The organism is Nitratireductor mangrovi (genome assembly GCF_007922615.2).
Lineage (GTDB): Bacteria > Pseudomonadota > Alphaproteobacteria > Rhizobiales > Rhizobiaceae > Mangrovimarina > Mangrovimarina mangrovi.
Genome location: NZ_CP042301.2, coordinates 4,653,692 through 4,680,158, shown reverse-complemented (window position 1 = coordinate 4,680,158; position 26,467 = coordinate 4,653,692). Strand labels below are relative to the sequence as shown.

Genomic DNA, 26,467 nt, shown 5'->3' with positions numbered 1-26,467 from the left:
CACCGAACGAGTTTGAGCCCACCAGAGTGGTTCCCAAACTGGGTGTCAATGGGGCGGATATTCAGCCGAACAGGCGCAGGAATGCAATCAGCCTGCGCACCCAGAGCTTGCGGGTCGCGGGTGAAAAGAAGGCAATAGCCGCGCGCTTGCCGATTTCGCTCATGGTTGGATAGGGCGGCACATAGGCGGTAACGTCCCTCAGCTTCAGGCCTTTGGTGAGCGCCAGCGCCCAAAAATTGATCATCTCGCCGGCATTGGCGCCAACGATCGTGACGCCCAGCAAGCGCCCGCGCTTGTCGGCGATCAGCTTGATGAATCCGGAGGTCTTGCGCTCGGCCTGGGCGCGGTCGTTTTCCGCATAGGGCCAGCGCAGGATGCGGAAATCACGCCCCGCCTTCCTTGCCTCCGCCTCAGACAAGCCGACTTGCGCAAGTTCGGGGTCGGTGTAGGTGACCCATGGGATGATCGAGCGATCCTCACGCGCCGGCAGGCGAAACAGCATCGAACGAATGACAAGGCCCGCATGATAGCCCGCGACATGGGTAAACTGCAGGCCGCCGGCGACATCGCCAATGGCATAGGCACGCCGATTGGACGTGCGCAGCTTGGCGTCAACCTTGATGCCCTTGCGGTCATGCTCGATTCCGGCCGCATCGAGCCCGAGGCCATCGACATTGGCGGCGCGGCCCACGGCGACCAGAAGATGGGTTCCGTCGATCGTATCGGGCTCGCCATCAGCCGTTTCAACCTGAACACGTACCCCGGTCTTGCCGCGTCTCTCCACGGCTACCACCTTGGTGTTTTCACGAATGTCGACGCCCTCGGAGCGCAGCCTGTCGATCACCAGCGCGGCCGCTTCCGGGTCATCCTTGCCGAGCACGGAAAAGGCCTCCACAACAACAACCTCCGCGCCGAGCCGGCGATGGGCTTGCGCGAGTTCCATCCCGATCGGCCCGCCGCCGACGATGATCAGCCGCCGGGGCTTCCGGCTCTGCTCGAAGATCGTTTCATTGGTGAGGTAGTCGACCGTGTTGAGGCCCGGAATCGGCGGCACCAGTGCCGACGAACCGGTCGCAACGACGAAGCGCCGGGCGCGAATTTCGTATTCTGCGGCCGCCACAGTGCGCGCATCGGCAAAGCGGGCCTCGGCCTGGATCACCTGGACGCCGAGCGCGGTGAACCGCTCGACCGAATCATTTGGCGCGATCGCGGCGATGACGGAACGAACGTGGCGATTGACGGCCTTGAAATCGACTTGAGGATCGACATCAGCGATGCCGAAAGCAGATGCATGCCGCATTGCCTCGGCCTGCTTGCCTGCCGCGATCATCGCCTTCGACGGGACGCAGCCATAGTTGAGGCAGTCGCCGCCCATCTTGCCTTTTTCGATCAGGACGACCGAGACGCCGAAGGCGGCTGCGGCCGCAGCGACCGACAGGCCGCCCGACCCGGCGCCGATGACGCAGATATCGGGCTTCAAGACAGTGGTCATTGGGATTCCTCGCTCGTCGCGCGCCGGCCTGGGCATGGTTCGGCCCGGTCAGCCGCGTCCGCCTCCGAGCTTCCTTACGACGGTCGGGATTAGCGCAACAAGGGCCAGCGCCAGGAAGGCCAGGGTGATTTCCGGTGTGACGAGATCGCGCAATGACACTTCGCGCCCAGCCTCGCGAGCGGCGACGAGCACGCTGTCGAGGCCCTGGCCCAGCCATGCATAGGCGAAAGTGCCGGGCAGGATGCCAATGAACGTCGCAGCGACATATGTGCGCAACCGCACCTCGAAGAAGGCGGGCGCGATGTTGATGATCCAGAAAGGAAAGATCGGCGCCAGACGCAGCACCAGCAGATAGCCGAAGGCGTCGCGCTCGAAACCGTCGGCCAGCCGGGCGACGCGCGATCCAAGCTTCTTGTGCAGGATATCCCCGAATGCCGTTCGCGCAGCGACAAAAACCACAGTGGCGCCGAGCGTAGCGGCAACGGCGACGACGACCCCCGCTACGAGCCAGCCGAACAGCAGGCCCCCGAAGATGGTGAGAACCGAGGCTGCCGGGAAGGAGAAGGCCACCGCTAGGGCGTAGACGAGGAGGAAGCCGAAGAGCGAGGCGAGATAGTTCTTGTCGACGAAGTCGAGCAGGAATTCCCTGCTCTCCGCGAGATAGCCGAGGGAAAGGTATTGGTGCCAGCCCATGGCGTAGCCAAAGGCGAGCCCGGCAACGACGACGGCAAGCGGCGCGAAGCGTTTGACCGTGCCCCCGCTGCCTTCTTGCCGCTTCTCCTCGCTGCGGCCGGTCATCATCGTTTCCTCAGACATCGTTGAGCGACCAGTCATAGTCATAACCGCCCATCTCGGCGGCGCGAATTGCTGCCGCATGCGGTTTTGTGGCGAACGCCGTCCAATGGCCTTTCAGGCGGCCCCACCCTCCGAAGTCGTCAGCATACCAGGAATAGATTTTCGAAGCGGTTATCCTGCCGCGGGCGACAGCGACACCGCGCTCGTGATTGACATAGGCGACGGCGTTGTCGCGCATGAGCCGGCCGACATTCTCGCCGGTGAAGGCTGTCACGGCGAGGTTGGGGCACGAATAGGAGGCGCAGTTGAGCGCATAGTGGCTCATCGGGTCGTTGAAGAGCGGCCGGATGATCCGGTGCTCGATGTCATCGAGCGAAAGCGGCGTCTCTTCGACGCTGACCAGTTCCTTTGACCAAGGGCCGCGCCCGAACAGACCGCCACCGCCGAGACCGATGTTCTTGATCGTGGCGACCGGATAGTGGTCGAGGACAACATCCAGCGTGACCGCGTTGTAGAGGTTGATCCAGAAGGCATGCGCTGCATCAACCGAGAAGCGCGACGGTGTCGCCGACTGCAACGCTGCGACATATGCCTTCAGCGGGCCGTGCCCATCGCGCTTGAAGCCGGCATAGTCAACACGGTTGTAGCCGGCGCCGTCCGGCTTGACGAAACGAGCCAGCAGCGGAGCATATGCACCATGGTCGTAGCCGCCAACCCCGCGTGGCCTGAAGTGCTCGAGCGGCGCGGCTAAGGCGCCCGTCGGCAACACCAAGCTGGCCAGGGCCGACAGCGCGCCGGTGAGGAAGGTTCGCCTGGGCAAGGACTGACCGGACGTCACACGGTCGATGGATTCGCTCTTGATCGTCACGCGTCCTCGTAACACTCGTTTTTGAAGCTTGCTTTTTCCGACTTGGCCCACCGTGCGTAACCAAACAACCGCCTCGCAGGCGTTCTCACCGTCTATTGACCCTAGATTGCCAGGAGCTCACCCTTTCGTGAGGTCGCCCACGTGGTCGCCCATCCCCGGCTTGGCGTTGACTTCGCCAGGGCGTGTCCCTATAAGCCGCCGCACGATCGGGTCAGCCGCCCCGGCGCCTTTTGTGTGTGCCCTCGGCATGGCCCCGACGCTCCTGCTCTGAAGAGACAGAACCAAGAAGGGCCGCACGCCGCGGTATCAAATAAATGAAGCGTACCTATCAGCCTTCGAAGCTCGTTCGCAAACGCCGTCATGGCTTCCGTGCCCGCATGGCCACCAAGGGCGGCCGCCGCGTGGTCGCCGCACGCCGCAACCGCGGACGCAATCGCCTTTCAGCCTGAGCGGTTTCGACTGTTGGCCGAAAATGGGCGATCGCGGCCTCCCGAGCGGCTGCGCAAGCGCGCTGACTTCCTGGCCGTGCGGCGGGGCGAAAAGCGGCGCGGGCGCCTGTTCATGCTCGAGGTTCTCGATCGCGGCGACGACGCGCCGCCCCGGCTCGGCCTTACTGTGACCAAGAAGACCGGCAATTCGGTGGTGCGCAACCGGATTCGCCGGCGGCTGAGAGAAGCCGTGCGCGTCCATGCCGCTGATGACATGGAAGCCGGCAAGGACTATGTGATCGTCGGGCGCCGCGAGATCGCCGCCGCGCCGTTCGACGTGCTGAAAAGCGAACTTTCCCGACGAATGCGCGGAACCGTTCCTGATGGAAAACAATCGTAATTTCTTCATCACGATCGCGCTGTCGATCGTCATCCTGACGGTCTGGCAGGTGTTCTACGTGAACCCGAAGATCGAACGGCAGCGGGAACAGGCGCGCATCGAGGCCGAAGCCGTCGCCGAGCGCGAGCAGGCGCAGCAAGGCGCGGATGGCACCGGGATTGCCGGACCTGCCCGGGCACCGGGCGGCGACATACCGGGCGAGGGTGTTGAGGCCGACGGTCAGAAAGGCCGCCCTGCGGCCGTGTCGGCCGACGGCCGCATCAAGATCGATACGCCGCGGCTGTTCGGCTCGATCAACCTGACCGGCGCGCGCATCGACGACCTCGGTCTCAGGGACTACCGGCTGACGGTGAAAAAGGACTCGCCGAACATCGAGCTTCTGAACCCCTCGCAATTGCCGGAAGGCTACTACGCCGAAGTCGGCTTTGTCGGGAGCGACGCGACCGGCGACGTGCCCACCTTCAATACGGTGTGGTCGGTCGAGGGCGAGCCGGTGCTGACGCCGGCAAACCCTGTGGTGCTTACCTACGAGAACGACAAGGGATTGGTTTTCCGGCGCACGATCGCGGTGGACTCCGACTACATGTTCACGTTCTCCGACACGATCGAAAACAGGTCCGGCAACGCGGTGTCGCTGAGCAATTATGGTCGCGTGACCCGGTTCGAGAAGCCGCAGACGACGGGCATCTACGTTCTCCACGAAGGCCTGATCGGCGTTACCGGAGAGGAAGGCCTGCAGGAGATCGACTACTCGGACGTCGAGGAGGACGGCAAGATCATCCCGTCGAAGTCGAATGACGGCTGGCTCGGAATTACCGACAAATACTGGGCTGTGGCGATGGTGCCGTCGGGCAAGCAGCAGTTCCAGCCGCGCTTCGTCTACAACAGCGACGGACGCCCTCGCTACCAGGCCGATTTCCTTGCGGACCCGATGGTGGTCAATGCGGGCGAGACGGCGACGCTGGAAACCATGGTGTTCGCCGGCGCCAAGGAAGTTTCCAGGGTCGACGCCTACGAGCAGGAGCGCCAGATCCGCCAGTTCGACCTTCTGATCGACTGGGGCTGGTTCTACTTCATCACCAAGCCAATGTTTTACCTGATCGACTGGCTCTACAAGTTGCTCGGCAATTTTGGCGTGGCCATCCTTGCGACCACCGTCATCGTCAAGCTCATCTTCTTCCCGCTCGCCAACAAGTCCTACAAGTCGATGGCGAACATGAAGAAGGTGCAGCCGAAGATGCTGGAGATCCGCGAAAAATATGCGGACGACAAGATGAAGCAGCAGCAGGCGATGATGGAGCTGTACAAGACCGAGAAGATCAATCCGGTCGCGGGCTGCTGGCCGATCCTGATCCAGATTCCGGTCTTCTTCGCGCTTTACAAGGTGCTCTACGTCACCATCGAAATGCGGCACGCACCGTTCTTTGGCTGGATTCAGGATCTGGCGGCGCCGGATCCGACCTCGATCTTCAACCTGTTCGGGCTGCTGCCCTACGACGTGCCGTCATTCCTGCTGATCGGCGTTTGGCCACTGATCATGGGCGTCACGATGTTCCTGCAGATGCGCATGAACCCGACGCCGCCGGACCCAACCCAGGCCATGATCTTCAACTGGATGCCGGTGGTCTTTACCTTCATGCTGGCGACGTTCCCGGCCGGCCTTGTCATCTATTGGGCCTGGAACAACTTCCTGTCGATCCTGCAGCAGGGCATCATCATGAAGCGCCAGGGTGCCAAGATCGAACTGTGGGACAATCTCGCCGGACTGTTCAAGAAAAAGCCCAACCAGCCGGCCGAATAGGAACTACCACCTTGGGACGGCCCCGGCGGTTGGCAGGCCTTCTTGTTTCGGCGCCCGCTCACGCGGCGAGTAGTTCCCTCACCGCCATATCCTTGTACGCCTCCACCAAGCGGTCGCCTTCGGCACGGCCGACCGCGAGCGCCAGCCGCATGGTCTCCTCGCCAAGGTGCATGACCAACAGCGACTTCGTCGCAAGCCTCGCTTGGTCGGCACCCGGGAACAGCCTCTCCAGAACCGACGCGAGCACCGCGGCGTTGGCGCGGCTTTCCTCGACCTGCAGCGCGCTCAACTGCTTGTCGGCCTGCGCCCCGGACCAGATGTCGCGCATCGCCGGTTCGGCGAGGAACATCGCATAATAAATGTCGATGAGGTCGAAGAAGGCTGTTCGCAAGCCGTCGCTGTCGCGCACGCCGGACAGTTCTTCCTCGATGCAGTCGCGGCTTTGCGCATTGCAACGCTCCACCAAGGTGGCGAGGATCGCGCTCTTGTCCGGGAAGAACTGGTAAAGCGAGCCGATCGACACATCGGCGCGCGCTGCCACATCGCTCATTTTCAAGGCGTCGCTGCCCTGCTCGGCGATGAGCTCGGTAGCAGCGGCCAACATGCGCTCGAATCGCTCCCGGCTGCGCTGCTGCACCGGCGTCTTGCGCGGTGACGGTGTGATCACGGCATTTTTCCCGGCTGTGGGCCCGCTCATTTTCTCTTCGCTCTCGATTCGATTTGCCGCTTGACAATCATAATATGAGGATTTATCACATTTGCAAATGTGAGGATTACTCATCTTTTAGGAGAGCGAGATGACACAGAGCACACAGAACCCGATCCTGCTCATCGGCGGCAACGGCAAGACCGGCCGCCGCGTCGCTGAAGGCCTTGCCGCGCGCGGCAGGCAGGTACGCATCGGCTCGCGGTCGGCATCGATCCCCTTCGACTGGGAAGACCGCGCAACCTGGCCGGCAGCACTGGAAGGCACCTCCGCCGCCTACGTGACCTACTATCCGGACCTCGCCGCCCCCGGCGCACCGGAAGCAATCGCGGCCTTCGTCGAGACCGCGCTGGCGCAGGGAGTAAGGCGCATCGTGCTGTTGTCCGGTCGCGGGGAGGAGGAAGCACAACGCAGCGAGGACATCCTCAAGGCCTCGGGTGCCGATTGGACGATCCTGCGCTGCAGCTGGTTCAACCAGAATTTTTCGGAAAGCTTTCTGCTCGATTTCGTCAAGGCGGGCGTCATAGCGCTCCCGGTCGGCAGCGTGCGGGAACCTTTCGTCGACGCCGAAGACATTGCCGACGCCGCCGTTGCCGCGCTGACCGAGGACGGTCACATCGGTCAGCTCTACGAATTGACAGGGCCGCGCCTCCTGACCTTGTCGGAAGCGGTAGCCGAGATCGCCGAAGCCACCGGACGCGATATCCGCTTCGCAACGATCTCGCCCGGGGAATTCTCGGCAATGCTGGCGTCTGAAGGGGTGCCAAGCGACATGATAGCGCTCCTGATGATGCTGTTCACCGAGGTGCTCGACGGGCGCAACGCCTATCTGACCGACGGCGTGAAGCGAGCGCTCGGACGGGAACCCAAAGGTTTTTCGGCCTATGCGCGCGAGACGGCAGCGACCGGCGTCTGGAAAGTTGCGGCCGAACCCGCCGTTGCCGGCAACGATCGTTGAGGGAGATACCAATGACCATTCTCGTCCTCGCCGCCCTGCTCGGTTCCGCGCTGATGGGCGGGCTTTTCTTCGCCTTCTCCACTGCGGTCATGGGCGCTCTCGGCCGGCTCGAGCCGGCCGCGGGCATCGCTGCCATGCAGCGCATCAACGAGGTCATCCAGAATCCGGTCTTCTTCCTCGCCTTCTTCGGTCCGGCGCTGCTTGCGATCACGATCGGCGTCGCCGCGTTGGCCGGATGGTCGGAGGGGCGCGGCCTGCCGCTCATCGCAGGCTCGGTGATCTACCTCACCGGGATCATCGCAGTGACAGTTCTCTTCAACGTGCCGATGAACAACGCCCTTGCCGCGGCCGATCCAGCGAGCGCCGAAGGCGCGCGCATATGGGCCGACTACCTCGCCCGCTGGACCGCGTGGAACCATGTACGAACGGTGGCCGGGCTCGCCGCGACGGCCTGCTTCGCGCTCGGCTTGCGGTAGTACCAACATGCCATACGCACGGGTCGTCATTGCAAATACGCGACGCCACGCTAGTTTGGTCGCGCATGACGCCGCATGACATCACCAAGCTGATCGTTCGCACCTCGATGAAGGACCGCGGCGCCTTTGATTTGCTTTACCGGCAAACCAGCGCGAAACTCTTTGGCGTGTGCCTGCGTGTCTTGAGGGACAGGGCGGAGGCCGAGGAGGCGCTGCAGGAGGTCTACGTCAAGATCTGGACCAAGGCCGACCGCTTCGCTGTCTCCGAGCTGAGCCCGATTTCCTGGCTCGTTGCGGTGGCGCGCAACCATTGCATCGACCGCCTGCGCGCTCGCCGACCCACGGCGGCGGCACTGGACGAGGCAACGGAAGTGAGCGACCCCAACCCCGGCCCGGAAGCAATGGCTGTCGCCAGCGGCGAACGCCGGCGCATCGACGATTGCCTGGACGAGCTCGATGCCGACCGGGCGGCGGCGGTACGTGGCGCCTATCTTTCCGGCGACAGCTATGCCGACCTTGCGACGCGCCATGGCGTGCCGCTCAATACGATGCGGACATGGCTGCGACGCAGCCTGTTGAAACTGAGGGAATGTCTGGAGCGATGAGCGCTGCCGACGACGATGGACGCGAACTGACGGGCGACGAGGCGCTCGCGGCCGAGTATGTGCTCGGCGCGCTCGACGATGCCGATCGTCGCGCGGCCGCGCGACGTGTCGACAGCGACCCGGATTTCGCGCGCCTCGTGGAAGGCTGGGAGGAGCGCCTGTCGCCAATGGCGGCGAACTACGAGCCGGTTGAAGCGCCTGCTTCGACGAAGCAGGCGATCGACCGGCGCCTGTTCGCCGGCAATGCGACACAGGCTCCTGGCAGCGATCGCACCGCGCCGGGCGGTTTCTGGGCAAGCCTCGCGCTCTGGCGCGGCATTGCAGCGGCGGCGCTTGCCGCCTTCCTGATCGCCGTCGCGCTTCCGCTGCTTGCTCCCGAGCCCGCCGCGCCGCAGCGCGAGCGCCTTGTCGCCTCGCTGGCGCCGCAGCAGAGCGACGTCCACTACTTCGTGGTCTACGACGCCAGCGAACGCGACATCGGGCTCTCGCATGTCACCGGCGCGCGCGACGAGGGCCGCGACTTCGAGCTCTGGGTCATCGAGGGCGGCAATTCGCCGGTCTCGCTCGGCATCATCCCGGCCGGTTCGAGCGTGCATCTGGCTGTGAGCGACGACTTGCAGCGCAAGATCGGCGCGGGCGCGGTCTTCGCCATCAGCCTGGAACCGGCCGGCGGCTCGCCTACCGGACAGCCGACCGGTCCGGTCGTGGCAGCCGGCAACCTCCACGAGGTCTAGAGGCAGGAATCAGCCGCCTCACTTCAGACCAAACCCAGTTCCGCATCGCTTGCCGACGATCCGTACTTGGCTTGCGGCGGCCATGGTCTATTGCGCCAGCCGGGATCGAACACGAAGCTTGATCTCGTGCGGCCCGGCAACAGTGCGCCGTTTCCCGCACCTTGCGCATAGTCGTAATAAAGCTTGATGATTTCCTCGCGGGTCACCTGTGCGGCAGCCGGCTCCGCCAGACAGGCGTCACGCCATGCGCGAACCCGTTCGAGACCGTCTTCGGGCAGCGCGAAGCCTTCGTAGTACTCAAGAAACCAGAAACGCATGAACATGGGGGTAAACACCGTTTCCGCGAGCCCGAAGCGATCGAACAGAAACGGTCCTTCGGGACTGTACTTTCGCAGGAAACTGTCCAGATCGCGGTAGTGTCCGGTCATCTTCTCCAGGAAGGTCTGCCTCGCCGCGCGATCCTGGTTCATGACGAAGAGATAGCCCGTCGTCGTAAACGGCCCTTCTCGCGCGATGAGCATGTTCTCGACCGCGCGCTCGTAGGGATCGCTGCGCGCGACCGGCCGCTCGGTGTACCGGTCCTCGAGATAGTTCAGAATGACCAGGCTCTCCTTGATGATCCTTCCCTCCTCCGTCTGCAAGACCGGCAGGGCAGTTGTCCCGTCCGTCAGTTCGAGCAGCCAGGTCGGGCGCGGAACGGTGATGTCGACGACGGAAAAATCCACTCGATCAGGTATGCCTTTCAGTTCCAGCAGGATTTCGAGGCGCTGCGAGAACGGGCAGACGGGAATGTGGTAGACGACGGGCTTGCGGGACATGATTGGCTCGAACCTCATAGCGACTTGCGGGCGATGTCAGAGTGCAGCCAATGGCGGGCCGACAAACTCCAGCCCGTAGCCCTCGGCGATCTCGCCGATCCGTGCCATGTCCCCGGGTATGGTCAGGGCCTCGCCGGCCACGTCGAGGAAGAAGCCCTCGAAACCGCCGGGCGTCAGCACCGCAAGGTTGCGTCCCGGCTCCGGACCGATGACTTGGAATGTGTGCGGCACGCCGCGCGGCAGGAAAATCGAACTGCTCGCGGCAAGCATCGTCGTGCTGCCATCCAGCCAGAATTTGTAGGTTCCTTCGAGGACATGGATCACCTCGTCCTCGTTGCGGTGGACGTGGATCGGCGGTCCTTCCCCGGGCGGTACGATGCCTTCAAACATGCCGACCGCCCCGGACGTATCCGCCTTCCTCAACTGGATCAAATATTCGGTACCTGCCCAGGCGAACCATTCGTTGCCATTGATGGCGGCTCGTGTCGTGGTATCCATGTCCGGTGTCCTCGGCTCTTTGCTCCAACCTCTGAACGACGGTAAGGCAAAGGAGGAGGAGCGCTGAAATCGAAAGATGCGATAACGTCCATAAGACCAATGAATTTTTCCGGTATCGATCTGAATCTCTTGCGCATTTTTGATGCGATGATGCAGGAGCGTTCGACGACCAGGGTGGCTGAGCGAGTCGGCCTCAGTCAGCCGGCGGTCAGTTCGGCCCTCGGCCGGTTGCGTCATATTGCCGGCGACGAACTCTTCATCCGGGAAGGGAACCGCATGGTTCCGACCACCAAGGCTGAACTCATGCACGCACCGGTGCGCGCAGCGATGGCCAGGGTGGAAGACGCTTTCGATGTCGCCATGCCATTCGACCCGCCACGCGCGGAACGAACTTTCCGCATTCTCGGCTCCGACTATTTTTCGACCCTGATCATGCCCTCCCTCGCCGCGGCCGTGCATGTCCAGGCGCCGCGAGTCGTTCTCCAGATGCTCGACATGCCATCGTCAGAGGTCGTTCCAGCCCTGTCCGATGGCCGTGTCGATCTGGCCTTCAGCCCTTCGACCATCGAGCCGCCCGACTACATCCGCAAGCAAACGCTGTTCCATTCCTATATTGTCGCCGCGGCGGCGAAGGGAAACGAGCGGCTGCGCGATGCGGGGATTGCGGCCGGCGAGCGCTTGCCGGCCGAGCTTTATTGCGCGCTTCCACACGTGGTCATGTCGATGGACGGCTCGCGTCGGGGAACAATCGACACGCCGCTGGAGGATCAGGGGCTATCGCGGTCCGTCATGCTGACACTGCCGCATTTCCACGCCGTGGCGTCGGCCGTTGCATCCAGCGACATGGTGGGCAACCTTCCGGTTCACTACGCCCGCCTCGTTGCGCCGCAGATGAACCTTGAACTTTATCTGCCGCCGTTCGACCCGCCCATTATCGATGTCAATCTCTACTGGCACCGACGGCACGACAGTGACAGCGCCAATTCCTGGTTGCGCACAATGATCCGGCGGATCTCCTCTTTTGCGGACGAGGCCGACCCACAAGACCCCGTACTATGCACAGCGTTGCACGAGAGGCGCAGTACCACGGCGGTGGCGGAAAAGGCACCGCTGGGCACGGGAAAGTAAACGCCAGAAGCCGCCTTCCACGTTTGCGCCATGCCTTCTCGCGGAAAACGGACGGGGCGCCTGCCGTCACATCAGACATTTTCCAGCGCCGCCTGAAACTTCGCCCGACCATCTCCCGTGACTCCCGTCGCCCGCCCCGGAAGGGGCCAACCAACAGGGAGTTTCAAGACATGTCACGTTCCAAGATCGTCGCCCTCACCGCCGCCTTTACGATGGCCGGTGCCGCATCGTTCGCCATGGACAATCCGATGGTCGGCGGCGCACCGATGTACGCCGACAAGAACATTGTCGAGAACGCCGTCAATTCGAAGGACCACACTACGCTGGTTGCCGCCGTCAAGGCCGCCGGCCTGGTTGAGACGCTGCAGGGTCCGGGCCCGTTCACCGTTTTCGCGCCGGTCAATGCCGCGTTCGAAGAGTTCCCCGACGGCACCGTCGATACGCTGCTGAAGCCCGAAAACAAGGACCAGCTTACCAAGATCCTCACCTGCCATGTCGTGGCCGCGGACGCCATGTCGGACGCGATTGGCCAGATGATCAAGGATGATGGCGGTAATCACCCGGTCAAGACCGTGGGCGGCTGCATGCTGCAGGCCAAGATGGATGGCGACAACATCACGCTGACCGACGAAAACGGCACCGTGGCCACGGTGACCATCGCCGATGTCGACCAGTCGAACGGCGTCATCCACGTCATCGACAAGGTGCTCCTGCCGAAGGCTTAAGGCGCCGAAACCGGCCGGCCGCGCGGGTGTCCCTCCGGCAATCCACATTGGAGCGCGGTCGTGCCGACCCCGCGTCCCCGGACATGTTCCGGGGACGCGGGTGCATACGGTGGACACGACGCCTTGAGCGTTTCAAGCCGAGTTGATTTCTTCGTGAACCAACAGGCCGTTAGCCTGGCTGGCAAAGGAGAGTTCCATGTTACGCCGAAAGTTTCTCTATGGCGCTGCCGGTCTCGCCGTGATGGCGGGATTTTCCCTGGCTGCTCGCCGTCGGCTGGCGGGTGATGCCATGGCCATGGACGGTGAGGATTTCGAGATCACAAAGACCGAAGCCGAATGGCGCAAGATCCTGACCGACAACGAGTTCGCCGTGCTGCGCGAGGAAGCCACGGAGCGTGCCTTCACCAGCCCGCTAAACGAGGAGAAGCGCAAAGGCATCTTCCATTGCGCCGGCTGCGATCTGCCGCTCTACTCGTCGGAGGTGAAGTACGATTCCGGCACCGGCTGGCCAAGCTTCTGGGAATCGCTGCCGAACGCCATCGGCACCAAGGAAGACAATTCACTGTTCATGACCCGGACTGAATGCCACTGCCGCCGCTGCGGCGGCCATCTCGGCCACATCTTCAACGACGGCCCGCCGCCGACAGGCAAGCGCCACTGCATCAACGGCATCGCGCTGAATTTCAAGCCGGCCGCGTCAGGCTCCGGCTAGGCGCTACTTGCCGCGCGCATGATCGCCGCGCGCAAAGCATCCAGACCCATGCCCTTCTCGGCCGAGGTCGCCAGCACCTCGGGAAAAGCCGCCGGTCGCTTGAGTATCCTGGCGCCGGTCTCGCCGACGAGCCTGTCGACCGCGGGCGGCTTGATCTTGTCCGCCTTGGTCAGCACGATCTGATAGGACACCGCCGCCTTGTCGAGAAGGTCCATCACCTCGTCGTCGACCGTCTTGACGCCATGGCGTGCGTCGATGAGCAGATAGACCCGCTTCAGCGTCACACGACCGCGCAGATAATCGAAGACCAGCCGGGTCCAGTTCTCGACCACGGGTTTCGGCGCCTTGGCGAAGCCATAGCCCGGCATGTCGACGAGCGCGAGCGGCGGCAGATCGGCTGCCGTGCCGGCATAACCATCCGGAACGAAATAGTTGAGTTCCTGCGTACGCCCGGGCGTGTTGGATGTCCGGGCCAGCCCCTTGCGGTCGACAAGCGCGTTGATCAGCGACGATTTGCCGACATTGGAGCGCCCGGCAAAGGCGATCTCCGGCGGCCCTTCCGGCGGCAGGAACTTCATCGCCGGCACGCCGCGGATGAAGACCCAATTGCGCGGAAAAGCCGGCCCGGGATGAAGGCTCTCGTTCACTCGGCTCGTTCCAGTCTGTCGAGATCGGTTCCAGAGATGGCATCGATGTTGCGGGTCACCTTGTCAACCGGCCAGTCCCACCAGGCCACGGCCAGAAGCCGCCGGGCGGTCTCCTCGTCATAGCGCATGCGCACGATGCGGGCCGGATTGCCGGCGACCACCGCGTAGGGAGGCACATCGCTGCCAACGACGGCGCGCGCGGCGACGACCGCGCCGTCGCCGATGGTCACGCCCGGCATGACAAGTGCCTCCATGCCAAACCAGACATCGTTGCCGACTACGGTGTCGCCGCGATGTCCGGCGGCCAGGACCGCGGGATCGAAGGCGTCGCGCCATGCCCCGCCGAAGATCGGAAACGGAAAAGTCGAGAAACCTCGCATGTCATGGTTGGCGCCGTTCATGATGAACCGGGTGTTGGCGGCAATGGCGCAATAGCGGCCGATCACCAGCCGGTCGCCAACGAAATCGAAATGGTAAAGCACATTGTGCTCCTCGAACCGCTCCGGGCCGAGAGGATCGTCGTAATAGGTATAGTCACCGACCTCGATGGTCGGCCGGGTGATGAGGTTCTTCAGGAAAGCCGTGCGTGGATGAAACGGCAACGGGTGCGTATTGTCGGGATCGGGCGCATGCATGAAGGCGTCTCCGGCAGTCGGAATGAAATGCTCAGGGTGCAAGACAAAAGATCCGCCCCGGCGCATCAACGCCGTTTCTTGCGGATCAGTGCACCTTGTTCATCGACCTGCGCTCCCGGAAAGAAGGCGTCTTCTTAACGTCGCAATCTCGAACCGTCCACGAAAAAAAGCCGGAGCCCGTGAGAGCTCCGGCGCGTTGCGAGACGGTTCGACCGTCGTGCTACTTCGGAAGCAGAACTTCCTCGACGACGTGGATCACACCGTTCGACTGGTTGACGTCAGCGATCGACACCTTGGCCGCGCCGCCGCTCTCATCGAAGATGTAGATGCTGTTGCCCCTGACCATAGCGGTCAACGCGTCGCCGCTCGCCGCCTGCATGTTGTAGCGGCCGCCATTGGCCTTGGCCTTGCGCATGAGGTCGGCGGCGGAAAGCTTGCCGGGCACGACATGCGCCGTCAGCACCTTGACCAGGGTATCCTTGTTCTCGGGCTTGAGCAGCGTCTCGACGGTGCCGGGCGGCAGTTGGTCAAAGCCGTCATTGACCGGCGCGAACACCGTGAACGGACCCGGGCTCTGCAGGGTCTCGACCAGGCCGGCAGCCTTGACGGCTGCCACCAGCGTAGTGTGATCCTTCGAGTTGACCGCGTTCTCGACGATGTTCTTGTCGGCGAACATCGGCGCGCCACCGACCATGGGATTGTCCATGGCAAAGGACGTGGCGCCGGCGAGAAGGACGATCGCGGTGGCGATGATGCCCGTGCGCATCGGTTTCATGAACGTTTTCTCCTCTGTTGGTTTGCCGTCAGGCGACGGGAGAAGCCACGCCGTTCTGAGAATGGAGTTTCGACGCTCACCGGAATGTGAAGACAGTACGCGAAACCTGGCGGCATTCCGGATGATTGCCCCTTGCCGGCATTCCCGCTATGACCGGCGCTCGGTCCACACCCAGACAGGTATCCGATGACGAGCGACATCGCCGCCACCGCCGGAGAACAGGCACGTCTTCTCTCGGCCGCCCTGCCCTTCATGCAGCGCTACGAGAACAAGACCGTCGTGGTGAAATATGGCGGCCATGCCATGGGCGACATCGAGCTCGGTCGCGCCTTCGCACGCGACATCGCGCTGCTCAAACAATCCGGCGTCAACCCGATCGTGGTGCATGGCGGCGGACCGCAGATCGCGGCGATGCTGAAGAAAATGGGGATCGAATCAAAGTTTGAGGGCGGCCTGAGGGTCACCGACGAAAAGACTGTCGAGATCGTCGAAATGGTGCTCGCGGGTTCGATCAACAAGGAGATCGTCGCGCTCATCAACGCCGAGGGCGAGTGGGCGATCGGCCTGTGCGGCAAGGACGGCAACATGGTCTTCGCGGAGAAGGCGCACAAGACCATGGTCGACCCCGACTCCAACATCGAGCGGGTCCTTGATCTCGGCTTCGTCGGCGAGCCGGTCGAGGTTGACCGGACGCTGCTCGATTTGCTTGCGCGCTCGGAGATGATCCCGGTGATCGCACCCGTGGCGCCCGGACGCGACGGCCATACCTACAACATCAACGCCGACACATTTGCAGGCGCGATCGCCGGTGCGGTCAGGGCTTCGCGGCTGCTGTTCCTGACCGACGTGCCCGGCGTTCTCGATGCCGACAAGAATCTGATCGACGAATTGACAGTCAGCCAGGCGCGCGAACTGATCGCCGACGGCACCATCTCGGGCGGCATGATTCCCAAGGTGGAAACCTGCATCGAGGCCATTGAGCGCGGTGTGGAAGGGGTCGTGATCCTCAACGGCAAGACCCCGCATTCGGTACTGCTGGAACTGTTCACCGAACACGGCGCCGGCACGCTGCTCGTGCCCTGACGCCGGGCGTCACCCGACGGCGAGCAGCAGCAATATCCCACCGACGATCAGCAGGCAGCCGGCGACCTCCATCAGGTTGATACGCTCGCGGAAAAAGAACACGGCGGAGGCGAAGGTGAAGATCATCTCCACCTGCGCCAGCGCCTTGACCACGGCTGCCTGCTGCAGGGTCATCGCCATGAACCAGCCGAACGACGCCGAGGCGCCGGCGAGCCCGACGATCAGCGCCGGCTTCCAGGCACGCGCGATGCGGCCGATCTCGGCACGATCCTTCCAGATCATCCACGCGGCCATGATCAGGGTCTGGAAAAGGATCACCCAGGCGAGTGTGATCGCCGCCTGCATCATGAAGTTCGGGCCGCCCAGCGCCAGGGAGGCGGCCCGGTAGGCGACCGCCGTCACGCCGAACAGCGTTCCTGAGGCCAGTCCGATCAGCGCGTTTCGGCTCGCCATGGAGGTCAACAGCGCGCGCCAGCTCAACGGCGTGTGCGCGACCGAGATCAGCATGACGCCGAAGACACTGATCGCGATCGCCGCGAGCACGCCGGCCGATACCCGCTCGCCCAGGAAGATCAACCCGAAGATCGCGGCCTGCGCCGGCTCGGTGCGCGAATAGGCTGTTCCGACCGCGAAGTTGCGGAAGGAGAACAGGTAGATGAGGAGAAAGGTCGCGGCGATCTGGCCGACGCCGCCGGCCAGCATCCACAGTATGAAGCGGGCGTTGACGGCCGGCAGTTCATAGCCGACGCCGAGATGCAGCACGGCGACGAAGATCAACGCAAACGGGGCGCCGAACCCGAATCGCACAAAGGTCGCCCCGGTGGTGCCCATGACGCCCTTCAGGTGCTTCTGCATCGCCGAACGCACGTTCTGCAGGAACGCCGCGGCGATGGTGATCGGTATCCAGAGTTCCAAGACAACCCCTCTCGAAAGAGGAGCGATCTAGGCCGACGGGCAATCGTAGCGCAATAGGCCAGGATGACCGCGCCAATCGCGACGACACACCTCGGTTAACGTGATCAGGCTGCGGCGCGGTCGTCGCTGTCGTCGGCGACTACCCTGTTACGGCCGGCGCGCTTGGCGCGATAAAGGCGCCTGTCGGCGATCCGCAGGATTTGCGGGATCGTCAGATCCTCGGTGAATACCGCGACCCCGATCGATACCGACAGCGGTTCGTCGCGGCCCGCCGGCGCAAAGCCGATCGCCTCGACGCTGCGCCTTATCTCCTCGGCCACGACCTCGACCGCCTCGCCTCGGCAATCGGGGACATAGGCCGCGAATTCCTCCCCGCCGATGCGGCCGACGATGCTGCCTCGTGGCGGCGCCCTCAGGATCGCGGCAGCGATCTCGACCAGCGCCGCATCGCCTATCTGGTGTCCATGCGTATCGTTGATACGCTTGAAGTGGTCGGCATCGATGATCAAGAACGCGCCCGAGCCGCCTTGCGCCTGCTCGGCCCTGATGGCGTCGAGGAAACTTTCGCGGTTCAGCATGCCGGTCATGGCGTCGCGACTGGCGCGTTCGGCAAGCCGCGCATGCGCCTCGGCCAGGTCGGCATGCGCGCGCAGCAGCGAGGCATTCGCTTCCGCCAGCCGCCGGCGTTGCCGGAAGTTGTAGGCGCTCGCGGGCCATGCGATCAGCAGCGGGCAAAGGATCGACATTGCCAGCCCGTTGCCGTCCAGCGTCAGGCCCTGCACCGCCATCACCGTCGAAGCGACGAGGACCGATGCCACGGCCGATCCCACGGCGACAAGACCTGACCTGACAAGGATCGAGTGCATGAAGTTCTCCCCACCCGATCGGAGCTTGCCATGGTCGGCTGAAATTCGCGTATGGATATTGGCTAAAATTTGAACCACCGTCGCGTCCTGCTCGCCGGCGACTGGCAAACTCGAAGGAAAATGCGATAAGCGCGCAATGACCCAAGCACCCCGACCGGAAGAATTCTCGGACATCAACAATTGGGTGTTCGACCTCGACAACACGCTTTACCCGCACCATTCGAACCTCTTCGCGCAAATCGACGTGCGCATGACGTCTTATGTTTCGGAATTGCTGGAACTGCCGTGCGAGGACGCACGAGCGGTACAGAAGCAACTGTACCGCGAATACGGCACGACGCTGAACGGACTGATGGCAAGGCATGGCATTGACCCGGACGACTTCCTGCAGAAGGTCCATGATATCGACTACTCACATCTGGAGCCGGACCCGGCCCTTGGCGCCGAGATCCGCAAGCTGCCGGGCAGAAAGTTCATCTTCACCAACGGTGACCGGCGACATGCCGAACGCACCGCGCGGCAGCTCGGCATTCTCGATCACTTCGACGACATCTTCGACATCGTGGCAGCCGACCTCGTGCCCAAGCCTGCCCGCGAGACCTACGACAAGTTCACCGCCTTGCACCGCGTTGCCGGCGCCGATTCGGTGATGTTCGAGGATCTGGCGCGCAACCTTTCGGTGCCCAAGGCGCTTGGCATGACCACTGTGCTGATCGTGCCGCGCAATTTCGAGCCGACCTTTGCCGAAATCTGGGAACAGGACCCTGATAAGGAGGACGACGTAGACTACGTCACCGACGACCTCGCCGCCTTCCTTGAAGCGGTCAATCGCGGTCGCGCAAGCGCCTGACCGCGCAAGAAGCGCGCAGATCCTCGCGGCATATGGCCGTCAGATTTCGTAGAAATTCCGGATGTGCTGCCACGCCTCCTCAGCCGTGTCGGCGTAGTCGATAATGTCCTGGTCGCCCGGGGAAATCGTGCCTTGCTCGGCCAGGAACTCCAGGTCGACGGCGCGTTCCCAGAAAGCGCGTCCGAACAGGATGACCGGCACACGTTCCATGCGGCCAGTCTGGATCAGCGTGAGGGTCTCGAAAAACTCGTCCATCGTGCCGAAGCCGCCAGGGAAGATCGCGACAGCCTTTGCGCGCATGATGAAATGCATCTTGCGGATCGCGAAATAGTGGAAATTGAAACACAACTCCGGCGTCACATAGGGATTGGGCGCCTGCTCGTGCGGCAGCACGATGTTGAGGCCGATCGTCGGGGCTCCGACATCGACCGCGCCGCGGTTTCCCGCTTCCATCACGCCGGGCCCGCCGCCGGTAACGATCACGAACTCGCGATAGTAGGAGGCGGCGGAGTGCTCCGAGCACAGCCGCGCGAACTTGCGTGCTTCTTCGTAGTAGCGGCTGTTTTCCTCGAGGTTTCTCTTCTGGGTCTCGTTCTTGGCCGCCCAGGCCGGGCCACCCGGCTCGGGAATGCGGGCGCCGCCGAACAGGATCACGGTGGAACGGATACCACGCTCCGCGAGCGCCATCTCCGGCTTGAGTAACTCGAGTTGCAAACGTACCGGCCGCAATTCGCGCCGGGTCATGAAGTCGTCGTCGTCCCAGGCCAAACGGTAGGCGGCTGAGCGGGTCTGCTCGGTATCGGGCACGCTGCGCGAGCGCTCGAGATCCTCGTCGGAATGCGCCAGCGGCGTCCAGCCACTCTTGTCCATCGGATTCATGATTGTCTGGTCCCCGAACTGTGTCGCTTTGCGCGCCGCGGATGACGCGGGCGCGATTGACCCTCCCAAGGCGTTGACATAGGTTCCGCGCGACTTGCCGCCAGCCTATGGCTACAGCCTATCCCTTAATACGACGTGTAACGGAGCCCTCGATGCAAAAGCACGACCTCGCCGCCCTCGAACGGACGATCGACAAGGCTTTCGAGGAACGCGACGGGATCAATGCCGAGACGCGCGGCGAGGTTCGCGACGCTGTCGAGGCATCGCTGCAGATGCTCGACCGCGGCGAGGCGCGAGTGGCGGAACGCGGCGCGGATGGCACGTGGCATGTCAACCAGTGGCTCAAGAAGGCGGTGCTACTTTCCTTCCGGCTCAACCCTATGGAGGTCATCAAAGGCGGCCCGGGCGATGCGGTCTGGTGGGACAAGGTACCGTCCAAATTCGACGGCTGGTCGGCGAACGAGTTCGAGAAGGCCGGCTTTCGTGCCGTGCCCAGTGCAGTCGTGCGCCGTTCGGCCTATGTCGCGCCAGGCGTTGTGCTGATGCCATCCTTCGTCAATCTCGGCGCCTATGTCGATGCCGGCACGATGGTGGATACTTGGGCCACCGTCGGCTCGTGCGCCCAGATCGGAAAGAACGTGCACCTTTCGGGCGGTGTCGGAATCGGTGGCGTTCTTGAGCCTATGCAGGCTGGCCCGACTATCATCGAGGACAATTGCTTCATCGGCGCGCGCTCGGAAGTCGTCGAAGGCTGCATCGTGCGCGAAGGATCCGTGCTTGGCATGGGCGTCTTCATCGGCAAATCGACCAAGATCGTCGACCGCGAGACGGGCAAGGTCTTCTACGGCGAAGTGCCGCCCTATTCGGTCGTGGTCGCCGGTACCATGCCCGGCAAGAACGTTCCGGGAGAGAACTGGGGTCCCAGCCTCTACTGCGCGGTCATCGTCAAGAAGGTCGATGAAAAGACCCGGTCAAAGACGTCGATCAACGAGCTTCTGAGAGATTGACCTTTTCGTCCATTCCACACTCGGTCTAACATCGCCGTCTGGGGCTTGTTCTTTCCCGAGGGGGATTTCGACATGGACTGGAAATATCTTCTGACCAGCTTTGAAGGCCGTATCAATCGCGCCAAGTTCTGGGCCGGCGTCGGCGTGTTGTTCGTGGCCGGGCTGATCGCGACCGGCCTCGACATAATGCTGGGAACGCAAAGCGCCAACGGCTTCGGCATCTTTTCGGGCATCATGACGCTGATTTCGATCTACCTGGCGTGCGCCCTCTACGCCAAGCGCTGGCACGACCGCAACAAGAGCGGCTGGTGGACGCTGATCGCGCTGGTTCCGTTGATCGGCTTCTTCTGGATCCTGATCGAACTTGGCATCCTGGAGGGCGACAAGGGCGACAATCAGTACGGACCGGATCCGCTTGCCTGACATCCAGCAACTCTACTGGCTCTTCTTCAAGGTGGGCGGCCGGATCAGCCGCGCCGCCTATCTGCTCGGAGGCTTGCTGGCCAATCTGGTTCCAGCCTTCCTGCTCTACCGCTTCGTTCTTGCCCAGGAGGAAAGCCCCGAGAGCGGCGCCTGGGCGCTGAGCTTTTTTGCGGCCGGCCTCGTCTGCGTCTGGGCGATCTTCGCGCTCAGCGTCAAGCGGCTGCATGATTTCGGAAAACCCGGGGTGTTCGCAATAACGCTTTTCATTCCAGTGATTTCCTACATCGCCTTCATCGCTTTCTGCCTGATACCGGGCGATCCGGGCCCCAACCGGTACGGCGCGACCAGCAATTCGCCGCATTAGGGCATCCGCAGATGCCCTATCGCAGCCTCGATCCCATGCAGATCATCGCAACCGCGGAGGTTCTTCAACGCCGCGTCAGCGAACGGTTTCCCGAAGCCGGGCTGTCCAAGGTGGCAAACGAACTGGTCGCGCTTGCGCGAGACCTCGCCGATGGCGCGAAGGCGCTCGAGGCTCCGATCTGGTGGCTGCGCATCATCATCGGTCTTGTCATCGCCCTGGGCGCGTCAGTGTTCCTTTTCGTCGGCACGATCCTGTCCTTCGACCGCACGCCGACTGGCGCCTTCGACTTCGTCCAGGGACTGGAGGCCTCCATCAACACGCTGCTGCTCGCCGGCCTCGGGCTGATATCGCTGGTCAGTGCCGAGGAACGCATCAAGCGCAAGCGCGTGTTCAGGCAGTTGCACGGGCTACGATCGATGATCCACGTCATCGACATGCACCAGTTGACGAAGGATCCGGCGGCGCTCAAGGCCGGCGTTCACCGCACCAAGAGTTCGCCGCGGCGCGATCTGAGCCCGGGCGACCTCGCCCGCTATCTTGACTATTGCTCGGAGATGCTGTCGATCACAGGCAAGCTGGCCGCGCTTTTTGCGCAATCGGTCAACGACAATATCGTCGTCGACGCCGTCAACGACATCGAGGCGCTGGGCACCAACCTGTCGCGCAAGATCTGGCAGAAGATCATGCTGATCGGCGAAACCGGGCTCGTCACCAAAAGCGACTAGCGCGACCTAGCGGCGCGCCGGCCGGAGCGCCGCCGGGTCGAGGTTCGGCGACCCTTTTGCTTCCGTTTCCGCTTGCCGGATCGCGGCCATGACCGCACGATTTGCCGGCGCGGAGAATCCATGCTTCTCCGCCAGCGCGACGACGGTGCCCTGGAATTCGTCGATCTCGGTCGGACGACAATTTTGCAGGTCCTCCCACATCGAGGAACGCGCGGCGGGATCGACCGCCAGCATCTGCCTTGCGACACGCCGGAACAGAAAATCTGGCAATTTGAGGAGCATCGGCAGAACGGACGGGCGAAGCCGGCCGATCTTCGCCGGGCGGACGCCAGCCGCGTTCATCGCGGCAAGCGCCTCGGCCATCTGATCGGCCAAAAGCACTCGCCAGCGCCGGTCGGCCAGTTCCTCGGCCAGCGGCCGGCCCGAGAGGGCATTGAGGGCGTTGTTCAGGTTGACCAGAAGCTTGCCCCATAGAACGGCATCCATGTCCCGCGCCTCGCTCGCGGGAAGGCCAGCGACATCGAGCAGGGTTGCAAGGCCGGGTGCCTCCGCCCCGACCAGAATGGTCCCCTCCGTGGCGCGGTGAAAGGCCGGCGGGTTCCTACCCGCGAGATCGGGAACCACATTGAATGGCACCATGCCGGCCACCACGGTGAACCTGCCCGCGAGTCGCTCGCGCAAGACCTCCTTGTTGCCGACGCCGTTTTGCAGGCTCACAACGACCGCGCCGTCGCGGCCGTGCCGCGCGATCAGTTCCGCGGCCTCCGCCGTCGCGCCACTCTTGACGGCGACCAGAACGACGTCGGTGTCCCGGAGCGCCGTACCGGCATCGCTGGTCGCTGAGAAAGACTCCGGCGCCGCGTGCCGCTCCGACCCGTCGAGATCTCGGATGGTCAGGCCGACACTGGTAAGGCGCGAGACGATCCGCTCACGTCCAAGGAAGGTGACGTTCCGCCCCGCCAGCGCGAGGCAGCCGCCGGCATGGCAGCCAATGCTGCCGGCTCCCGCGATGGTGATGCGTGTCTTGGGATCGAACATCCTGCCTCCGCCTCCCTGAATGAGGCACGCCGCATTTGTCCCCGTCAAGCGAGCGGCAGCAGATCGCCAAGGGCGCGTTCGCACGGCGTGACAGCAGCCCGGGTTTCGACTATCCATCCGCCCATGCATGCTGCCTCCGATCCGGTCGCCAACCTCCAGACACTCATTCGCTGCCCCTCCGTGACCCCGGCGGAAGGCGGCGCGCTCGCCGCGCTGGAGGCGATGCTGAAACCGCTTGGCTTTGCTATCGAGCGTCCGGTTTTCTCGCAGGATGGAACGCCGGACATCGAAAACCTCTATGCCCGCCTTGGAAAGCAAGGCCCGCATCTGGCCTTTGCCGGCCACACCGACGTGGTGCCTGTTGGCGACGAAAATGCCTGGTCGCATCCGCCTTTCGCGGCCGAAATCGCCGGCGAGGAAATGTTCGGGCGCGGCGCCGTCGACATGAAGGGTGGCATCGCATGCTTCGTGGCAGCGATAGCCCGCTTCCTCGACCAACGTGGGGGTCCGCCCGGTTCGATCTCGCTCATCATCACCGGCGACGAGGAAGGTCCGGCGCTTAACGGCACGGTAAAGCTGCTGGATTGGGCGGCAGCGAAGGGCGAGACATGGGACGCCTGTGTCGTCGGCGAGCCAACCAATCCGGGGCGGCTCGGCGACATGATCAAGATCGGCCGCCGCGGCTCGCTCTCGGGGCGGGTGCGGGTTGCCGGCACCCAGGGCCACGCCGCCTACCCTCACCTTGCCGACAACCCGGTGCGCGGCCTTCTGATGCTCTCCGAGGCGTTGCTCTATCCCGCCTTTGACGACGGCACGAGGGACTTCCAGCCGACCAATCTCGAGATCACCAGCATCGATGTCGGCAATCCCGCCACCAATGTCATCCCGGCCGCGGCCAGCCTCGCCTTCAATGTCCGCTTCAACGACCGATGGACGGCCGAGAGCCTGCAGGCGGAAATCCACAACCGCCTGGACCGCGCGGCGCGACGCAGGAAGCTCAGGCCCGGACGCCGCGAGCCGGTCCGCTTCGAGATCGAATGGAACGAACGCCCGAGCCACGTCTTCCTCACGCGGGACGTCAGGCTCATCAAGCTGATGTCGGAAGCGGTGGAGGACGTGACAGGCCGCCGGCCGGAGCTTTCGACCTCCGGCGGCACATCGGATGCGCGCTTCATCAAGGATTATTGCCCGGTGGTGGAGTTCGGGCTGGTCGGCCAGACCATGCACATGGTCGACGAGCGAGTCGCGCTTGCCGATCTCGAAGGCCTGACCCGCATCTATGAGCGCCTGCTGGCCCGCTGGTTCGAGAAGGGCGCCTGATGCCCTCGGCGGAGGAAATTCAAAGCTATCTGGTGGGTGCCTGGCGGTTGATGAACGGCAAGCCCGAGGCGATCCGCATGTTCGACCTTTCGGCCGACGGCTTCTGGAACTCGTTCTATGCCATCCTGATCGCCGTTCCGGCCCTGACGGTCGGCTGGGCGACCGTCGCCAGCGAAGTCGGAGACGGCACCGGCGGACGCGTCGCCACGGTTGCGCTGCTCGGCGTGATCGACATCGCCACGTGGGTGCTGCCGCTGGTCGCCTTCGCGTTCCTGTCGCGCCCGCTCGGCGTCGGCGACCGCTTCGTCGCCTACGTGGTCGCCGGCAATTGGGGCTCGGCGCTGCTGGTCTGGATCATGCTGCCGCCGGCGCTCATCCGGCTGGTCTTTCCCGGCTGGCAGGACGCGGCGACCCTGCTCTCGATCGCCGTCTTCGTGGTGTCGCTGGCACTCACCTGGCGGCTTACCAACGCGGTCATCGACCGCGGCGCCGCGCTCGCCACCGGAGTCTTTGCGCTCATGCTGGCGATGTCGATCGCGGTGCTCGTTACGCTTCAGGGGCTGTTCGGCATCGAGGTGCCGGCAGCCGGCTGACGCACAAGCGCCGCCAGCGCGGCAATGATCATCAGCCCCGCGGCAAGCATGGCGGCGGCCGCAAAACCCCAATCCGCATAGACAGGTCCGAAGCCGGTCGTCCCTAGAAATACGGCGAAATAGGTCACCGCGCTGTTCAGCCCCATGATCGTGCCGCGTCGGGCCGGATCGATGGCAGCCAGCCGCATGACCAGGACGTTGAGGCCGAAATGGTTCACCAGTCCCCAGAAGAAGACGATGCCGATGATGGCCCAGTAAGAACCGCCTGCGACAGCCATTGCAACATAGATCGCGCCAACCAGCATATAGGCGAGCGGCATGGCTCGACGCGGCCCCATTCGATCGATCACGCGGTCAAGGAAGGCGGCGCTGCCGAAACCCAGACCGTAGGATACGGCAAGCAGCCCATTGGCGCTGACAGCGTGGCCGAGGCCGATCACCAGATGGTCGCCGAGATAGCCGTAGATCCCGTAAAAGGCAGCCATGAAGGCGCAGCACGCAACCAGCAGCGGCGCGACACCCGGAATCGCCAGCGCCTGAAGTGGCGGCGGTGCCACCGTGCCCGAGCCCGCGTCGTCGTTCCTCGACAACGCCATTGCCGCGAAGGCTGCCAGCGCCAGGAACGCGACCGCCGCGAAGACGGCACGCCAGTGGACAGCATCTGCGATGACGGCCGACAGCGACACGCCGGCGACCATGCTCAGGGTCCAGCCGGTCAGTACCACGCCAATGGTTTCGCTTTCGCGGCCGCGCGGCGCGATCGCTGCGGCGGTGGCGTAGATGGCCGGCAGGGCTACGCCGGCGGCAATGCCCGCGAGCAGTTGCGCGACGACCAGCATCATGACCGTTGGCGCGGCAGCGCTCAGCAGAAGCGCCAACGCGAGCAGTGCGAGGGCATGGCGCAGCACACGATGCGAACCGATGCGATCGATGTGCCGCGGAAGGAACAGCGCGCTCGCCGCTGTCGCCAATCCGAAACCCGCCGACGCGGTCATCACGGCGGGGACCGAAACACCAAATCCCCTTGCGACCTCCGGTGCGATCGGCCCGAGCGCCAGCGAGTTGCTGCCAACCACGGCGACGCAAGCGGTCAACAGGAAGGCCTTCCGGGGAATGGCTTGCGGCGCCGAACCAGCAGGGAGGAAAGCTTGATCTATCTTCGACATGAGGGCATCATGACCGAACAATCTTCAGCAACAACTG

Annotated in this window: 32 protein-coding genes; 18 read left to right on the top strand and 14 right to left on the bottom strand. The window is 63.6% G+C overall.

Annotated elements, in window-relative coordinates:
* Positions 1-61 precede the first annotated feature (61 nt).
* Genes FQ775_RS23025 through FQ775_RS23015 form a run of 3 tightly spaced genes read right to left on the bottom strand, consistent with a single transcriptional unit; the run spans position 62 to position 3,155 of the window.
* The gene (locus FQ775_RS23025) at positions 62-1,492 is read right to left on the bottom strand and encodes a dihydrolipoyl dehydrogenase family protein (protein WP_146299823.1); all 1,431 of its coding nucleotides are present in this window, start codon (positions 1,490-1,492) and stop codon (positions 62-64) included.
* Between the two features lie 48 nt (positions 1,493-1,540).
* On the bottom strand, positions 1,541-2,290 hold the full coding sequence (locus FQ775_RS23020) for a TVP38/TMEM64 family protein (RefSeq protein ID WP_246730217.1): 750 nt from the start codon (positions 2,288-2,290) through the stop codon (positions 1,541-1,543).
* Positions 2,291-2,300: 10 nt separating this feature from the next.
* Positions 2,301-3,155 carry a DUF547 domain-containing protein gene (locus FQ775_RS23015; protein ID WP_167813133.1) on the bottom strand — a complete coding sequence of 285 codons (855 nt, stop codon included), beginning with the start codon at positions 3,153-3,155 and terminating at the stop codon, positions 2,301-2,303.
* A gap of 314 nt (positions 3,156-3,469) precedes the next feature.
* Here FQ775_RS23015 and rpmH point away from each other — a divergent pair, with 314 nt between their 5' ends.
* The 3 genes from rpmH to yidC are packed head-to-tail and all read left to right on the top strand — an operon-like array spanning position 3,470 to position 5,784.
* Positions 3,470-3,604, top strand: a complete 135-nt coding sequence (gene rpmH, locus FQ775_RS23010) for a 50S ribosomal protein L34 (RefSeq protein WP_146299826.1) — start codon at positions 3,470-3,472, stop codon at positions 3,602-3,604.
* 13 nt (positions 3,605-3,617) lie between these two features.
* On the top strand, positions 3,618-3,983 hold the full coding sequence (gene rnpA, locus FQ775_RS23005) for a ribonuclease P protein component (protein ID WP_246730216.1): 366 nt from the start codon (positions 3,618-3,620) through the stop codon (positions 3,981-3,983).
* The gene (yidC, locus tag FQ775_RS23000) at positions 3,967-5,784 is read left to right on the top strand and encodes a membrane protein insertase YidC (RefSeq protein ID WP_146299828.1); all 1,818 of its coding nucleotides are present in this window, start codon (positions 3,967-3,969) and stop codon (positions 5,782-5,784) included. Before rnpA ends, yidC begins: the two co-directional genes overlap by 17 nt.
* A gap of 58 nt (positions 5,785-5,842) precedes the next feature.
* Here yidC and FQ775_RS22995 read toward each other — a convergent pair whose 3' ends face one another.
* Positions 5,843-6,481, bottom strand: a complete 639-nt coding sequence (locus FQ775_RS22995) for a TetR/AcrR family transcriptional regulator (RefSeq protein WP_146301957.1) — start codon at positions 6,479-6,481, stop codon at positions 5,843-5,845.
* 100 nt (positions 6,482-6,581) lie between these two features.
* On the opposite strand from FQ775_RS22995, the gene FQ775_RS22990 reads away from it, so the two are divergent.
* The 4 genes from FQ775_RS22990 to FQ775_RS22975 all read left to right on the top strand — a co-directional run bounded on the left by FQ775_RS22990 (position 6,582) and on the right by FQ775_RS22975 (position 9,263).
* Complete coding sequence (locus FQ775_RS22990) at positions 6,582-7,448, top strand: NAD(P)H-binding protein (protein ID WP_146299829.1); 867 nt, start codon at positions 6,582-6,584, stop codon at positions 7,446-7,448.
* A gap of 11 nt (positions 7,449-7,459) precedes the next feature.
* Positions 7,460-7,924: an anthrone oxygenase family protein gene (locus FQ775_RS22985; protein ID WP_146299830.1), complete on the top strand. Its 465-nt coding sequence runs from the start codon at positions 7,460-7,462 to the stop codon at positions 7,922-7,924.
* A gap of 65 nt (positions 7,925-7,989) precedes the next feature.
* Positions 7,990-8,529, top strand: a complete 540-nt coding sequence (locus FQ775_RS22980; protein WP_146299831.1) for a sigma-70 family RNA polymerase sigma factor — start codon at positions 7,990-7,992, stop codon at positions 8,527-8,529.
* Positions 8,526-9,263, top strand: coding sequence for an anti-sigma factor (locus FQ775_RS22975; RefSeq protein WP_146299832.1), 738 nt, complete (start codon positions 8,526-8,528; stop codon positions 9,261-9,263). The genes FQ775_RS22980 and FQ775_RS22975 overlap by 4 nt, the downstream gene beginning before the upstream one ends.
* A 23-nt stretch (positions 9,264-9,286) precedes the next feature.
* On the opposite strand, the gene FQ775_RS22970 is transcribed toward FQ775_RS22975, so the two are convergent.
* Both FQ775_RS22970 and FQ775_RS24220 read right to left on the bottom strand, forming a co-directional pair.
* Complete coding sequence (locus tag FQ775_RS22970; protein ID WP_146299833.1) at positions 9,287-10,081, bottom strand: glutathione S-transferase family protein; 795 nt, start codon at positions 10,079-10,081, stop codon at positions 9,287-9,289.
* 36 nt (positions 10,082-10,117) lie between these two features.
* Positions 10,118-10,471 carry a cupin domain-containing protein gene (locus tag FQ775_RS24220; RefSeq protein ID WP_432420076.1) on the bottom strand — a complete coding sequence of 118 codons (354 nt, stop codon included), beginning with the start codon at positions 10,469-10,471 and terminating at the stop codon, positions 10,118-10,120.
* A 207-nt stretch (positions 10,472-10,678) separates the two neighbouring features.
* On the opposite strand from FQ775_RS24220, the gene FQ775_RS22960 reads away from it, so the two are divergent.
* The 3 genes from FQ775_RS22960 to msrB all read left to right on the top strand — a co-directional run bounded on the left by FQ775_RS22960 (position 10,679) and on the right by msrB (position 13,144).
* Entirely contained in the window at positions 10,679-11,707 is a 1,029-nt protein-coding gene (locus FQ775_RS22960) for a LysR family transcriptional regulator (protein WP_146299835.1), read from the top strand.
* A 170-nt stretch (positions 11,708-11,877) separates the two neighbouring features.
* Complete coding sequence (locus FQ775_RS22955) at positions 11,878-12,432, top strand: fasciclin domain-containing protein (protein ID WP_146299836.1); 555 nt, start codon at positions 11,878-11,880, stop codon at positions 12,430-12,432.
* 196 nt (positions 12,433-12,628) lie between these two features.
* Positions 12,629-13,144, top strand: coding sequence for a peptide-methionine (R)-S-oxide reductase MsrB (gene msrB / locus FQ775_RS22950; RefSeq protein ID WP_146299837.1), 516 nt, complete (start codon positions 12,629-12,631; stop codon positions 13,142-13,144).
* Here msrB and yihA read toward each other — a convergent pair.
* From yihA to FQ775_RS22935, 3 genes are all read right to left on the bottom strand, one after another.
* Positions 13,141-13,791, bottom strand: coding sequence for a ribosome biogenesis GTP-binding protein YihA/YsxC (gene yihA, locus FQ775_RS22945; protein WP_256378203.1), 651 nt, complete (start codon positions 13,789-13,791; stop codon positions 13,141-13,143). The genes msrB and yihA overlap by 4 nt on opposite strands.
* Positions 13,788-14,426 carry a CatB-related O-acetyltransferase gene (locus FQ775_RS22940; RefSeq protein ID WP_146299838.1) on the bottom strand — a complete coding sequence of 213 codons (639 nt, stop codon included), beginning with the start codon at positions 14,424-14,426 and terminating at the stop codon, positions 13,788-13,790. Before FQ775_RS22940 ends, yihA begins: the two co-directional genes overlap by 4 nt.
* Before the next feature lie 220 nt (positions 14,427-14,646).
* A complete protein-coding gene (locus tag FQ775_RS22935; protein WP_246730410.1) occupies positions 14,647-15,132 on the bottom strand; it encodes a fasciclin domain-containing protein in 486 nt (161 codons plus the stop codon).
* Positions 15,133-15,387: 255 nt separating this feature from the next.
* Here FQ775_RS22935 and argB point away from each other — a divergent pair, with 255 nt between their 5' ends.
* Positions 15,388-16,284 carry an acetylglutamate kinase gene (argB, locus tag FQ775_RS22930; RefSeq protein ID WP_146299840.1) on the top strand — a complete coding sequence of 299 codons (897 nt, stop codon included), beginning with the start codon at positions 15,388-15,390 and terminating at the stop codon, positions 16,282-16,284.
* A 9-nt stretch (positions 16,285-16,293) separates the two neighbouring features.
* Here argB and FQ775_RS22925 read toward each other — a convergent pair whose 3' ends face one another.
* Entirely contained in the window at positions 16,294-17,199 is a 906-nt protein-coding gene (locus tag FQ775_RS22925) for a DMT family transporter (RefSeq protein WP_146299841.1), read from the bottom strand.
* Between the two features lie 104 nt (positions 17,200-17,303).
* Positions 17,304-18,065 (bottom strand): GGDEF domain-containing protein, encoded by a 762-nt coding sequence (locus FQ775_RS22920; RefSeq protein ID WP_146299842.1) that lies wholly within the window; start codon positions 18,063-18,065, stop codon positions 17,304-17,306.
* Between the two features lie 136 nt (positions 18,066-18,201).
* On the opposite strand from FQ775_RS22920, the gene FQ775_RS22915 reads away from it, so the two are divergent.
* Positions 18,202-18,915, top strand: a complete 714-nt coding sequence (locus FQ775_RS22915; RefSeq protein ID WP_146299843.1) for a pyrimidine 5'-nucleotidase — start codon at positions 18,202-18,204, stop codon at positions 18,913-18,915.
* Between the two features lie 39 nt (positions 18,916-18,954).
* On the opposite strand, the gene FQ775_RS22910 is transcribed toward FQ775_RS22915, so the two are convergent.
* Positions 18,955-19,794: an LOG family protein gene (locus FQ775_RS22910; RefSeq protein ID WP_146299844.1), complete on the bottom strand. Its 840-nt coding sequence runs from the start codon at positions 19,792-19,794 to the stop codon at positions 18,955-18,957.
* A 152-nt stretch (positions 19,795-19,946) separates the two neighbouring features.
* On the opposite strand from FQ775_RS22910, the gene dapD reads away from it, so the two are divergent.
* The 4 genes from dapD to FQ775_RS22890 all read left to right on the top strand — a co-directional run bounded on the left by dapD (position 19,947) and on the right by FQ775_RS22890 (position 22,313).
* A complete protein-coding gene (dapD, locus tag FQ775_RS22905; protein WP_146299845.1) occupies positions 19,947-20,801 on the top strand; it encodes a 2,3,4,5-tetrahydropyridine-2,6-dicarboxylate N-succinyltransferase in 855 nt (284 codons plus the stop codon).
* 72 nt (positions 20,802-20,873) lie between these two features.
* Positions 20,874-21,224: a DUF805 domain-containing protein gene (locus FQ775_RS22900; RefSeq protein ID WP_146299846.1), complete on the top strand. Its 351-nt coding sequence runs from the start codon at positions 20,874-20,876 to the stop codon at positions 21,222-21,224.
* The gene (locus tag FQ775_RS22895) at positions 21,217-21,588 is read left to right on the top strand and encodes a DUF805 domain-containing protein (RefSeq protein WP_146299847.1); all 372 of its coding nucleotides are present in this window, start codon (positions 21,217-21,219) and stop codon (positions 21,586-21,588) included. Before FQ775_RS22900 ends, FQ775_RS22895 begins: the two co-directional genes overlap by 8 nt.
* Before the next feature lie 11 nt (positions 21,589-21,599).
* Complete coding sequence (locus tag FQ775_RS22890; RefSeq protein WP_146299848.1) at positions 21,600-22,313, top strand: hypothetical protein; 714 nt, start codon at positions 21,600-21,602, stop codon at positions 22,311-22,313.
* A gap of 6 nt (positions 22,314-22,319) precedes the next feature.
* On the opposite strand, the gene FQ775_RS22885 is transcribed toward FQ775_RS22890, so the two are convergent.
* Entirely contained in the window at positions 22,320-23,351 is a 1,032-nt protein-coding gene (locus FQ775_RS22885; RefSeq protein ID WP_146299849.1) for a 2-dehydropantoate 2-reductase, read from the bottom strand.
* 123 nt (positions 23,352-23,474) lie between these two features.
* Here FQ775_RS22885 and dapE point away from each other — a divergent pair, with 123 nt between their 5' ends.
* The gene (gene dapE / locus FQ775_RS22880) at positions 23,475-24,671 is read left to right on the top strand and encodes a succinyl-diaminopimelate desuccinylase (RefSeq protein WP_146299850.1); all 1,197 of its coding nucleotides are present in this window, start codon (positions 23,475-23,477) and stop codon (positions 24,669-24,671) included.
* The gene (locus FQ775_RS22875) at positions 24,671-25,264 is read left to right on the top strand and encodes a transporter (RefSeq protein WP_146299851.1); all 594 of its coding nucleotides are present in this window, start codon (positions 24,671-24,673) and stop codon (positions 25,262-25,264) included. The genes dapE and FQ775_RS22875 overlap by 1 nt, the downstream gene beginning before the upstream one ends.
* Here FQ775_RS22875 and FQ775_RS22870 read toward each other — a convergent pair.
* A complete protein-coding gene (locus FQ775_RS22870; RefSeq protein ID WP_146299852.1) occupies positions 25,225-26,430 on the bottom strand; it encodes an MFS transporter in 1,206 nt (401 codons plus the stop codon). The two genes, FQ775_RS22875 and FQ775_RS22870, sit on opposite strands and share 40 nt — an antisense overlap.
* Positions 26,431-26,467 lie beyond the last annotated feature (37 nt).

Coding starts and splice junctions, on each gene's coding strand:
- FQ775_RS23025 (WP_146299823.1), bottom strand. CDS start 1,492: ATGACCACTGTCTTGAAGCCCGATATCTGCGTCATCGGCGCCGGGTCG.
- FQ775_RS23020 (WP_246730217.1), bottom strand. CDS start 2,290: ATGACCGGCCGCAGCGAGGAGAAGCGGCAAGAAGGCAGCGGGGGCACG.
- rpmH (WP_146299826.1), top strand. CDS start 3,470: ATGAAGCGTACCTATCAGCCTTCGAAGCTCGTTCGCAAACGCCGTCAT.
- yidC (WP_146299828.1), top strand. CDS start 3,967: ATGGAAAACAATCGTAATTTCTTCATCACGATCGCGCTGTCGATCGTC.
- FQ775_RS22995 (WP_146301957.1), bottom strand. CDS start 6,481: ATGAGCGGGCCCACAGCCGGGAAAAATGCCGTGATCACACCGTCACCG.
- FQ775_RS22990 (WP_146299829.1), top strand. CDS start 6,582: ATGACACAGAGCACACAGAACCCGATCCTGCTCATCGGCGGCAACGGC.
- FQ775_RS22985 (WP_146299830.1), top strand. CDS start 7,460: ATGACCATTCTCGTCCTCGCCGCCCTGCTCGGTTCCGCGCTGATGGGC.
- FQ775_RS22980 (WP_146299831.1), top strand. CDS start 7,990: ATGACGCCGCATGACATCACCAAGCTGATCGTTCGCACCTCGATGAAG.
- FQ775_RS22975 (WP_146299832.1), top strand. CDS start 8,526: ATGAGCGCTGCCGACGACGATGGACGCGAACTGACGGGCGACGAGGCG.
- FQ775_RS22970 (WP_146299833.1), bottom strand. CDS start 10,081: ATGTCCCGCAAGCCCGTCGTCTACCACATTCCCGTCTGCCCGTTCTCG.
- FQ775_RS24220 (WP_432420076.1), bottom strand. CDS start 10,471: ATGTTTGAAGGCATCGTACCGCCCGGGGAAGGACCGCCGATCCACGTC.
- FQ775_RS22960 (WP_146299835.1), top strand. CDS start 10,679: ATGAATTTTTCCGGTATCGATCTGAATCTCTTGCGCATTTTTGATGCG.
- FQ775_RS22955 (WP_146299836.1), top strand. CDS start 11,878: ATGTCACGTTCCAAGATCGTCGCCCTCACCGCCGCCTTTACGATGGCC.
- msrB (WP_146299837.1), top strand. CDS start 12,629: ATGTTACGCCGAAAGTTTCTCTATGGCGCTGCCGGTCTCGCCGTGATG.
- FQ775_RS22940 (WP_146299838.1), bottom strand. CDS start 14,426: ATGCATGCGCCCGATCCCGACAATACGCACCCGTTGCCGTTTCATCCA.
- FQ775_RS22935 (WP_246730410.1), bottom strand. CDS start 15,132: ATGGACAATCCCATGGTCGGTGGCGCGCCGATGTTCGCCGACAAGAAC.
- argB (WP_146299840.1), top strand. CDS start 15,388: ATGACGAGCGACATCGCCGCCACCGCCGGAGAACAGGCACGTCTTCTC.
- FQ775_RS22920 (WP_146299842.1), bottom strand. CDS start 18,065: ATGCACTCGATCCTTGTCAGGTCAGGTCTTGTCGCCGTGGGATCGGCC.
- FQ775_RS22915 (WP_146299843.1), top strand. CDS start 18,202: ATGACCCAAGCACCCCGACCGGAAGAATTCTCGGACATCAACAATTGG.
- FQ775_RS22910 (WP_146299844.1), bottom strand. CDS start 19,794: ATGAATCCGATGGACAAGAGTGGCTGGACGCCGCTGGCGCATTCCGAC.
- dapD (WP_146299845.1), top strand. CDS start 19,947: ATGCAAAAGCACGACCTCGCCGCCCTCGAACGGACGATCGACAAGGCT.
- FQ775_RS22900 (WP_146299846.1), top strand. CDS start 20,874: ATGGACTGGAAATATCTTCTGACCAGCTTTGAAGGCCGTATCAATCGC.
- FQ775_RS22890 (WP_146299848.1), top strand. CDS start 21,600: ATGCCCTATCGCAGCCTCGATCCCATGCAGATCATCGCAACCGCGGAG.
- FQ775_RS22885 (WP_146299849.1), bottom strand. CDS start 23,351: ATGTTCGATCCCAAGACACGCATCACCATCGCGGGAGCCGGCAGCATT.
- dapE (WP_146299850.1), top strand. CDS start 23,475: ATGCATGCTGCCTCCGATCCGGTCGCCAACCTCCAGACACTCATTCGC.
- FQ775_RS22875 (WP_146299851.1), top strand. CDS start 24,671: ATGCCCTCGGCGGAGGAAATTCAAAGCTATCTGGTGGGTGCCTGGCGG.
- FQ775_RS22870 (WP_146299852.1), bottom strand. CDS start 26,430: ATGTCGAAGATAGATCAAGCTTTCCTCCCTGCTGGTTCGGCGCCGCAA.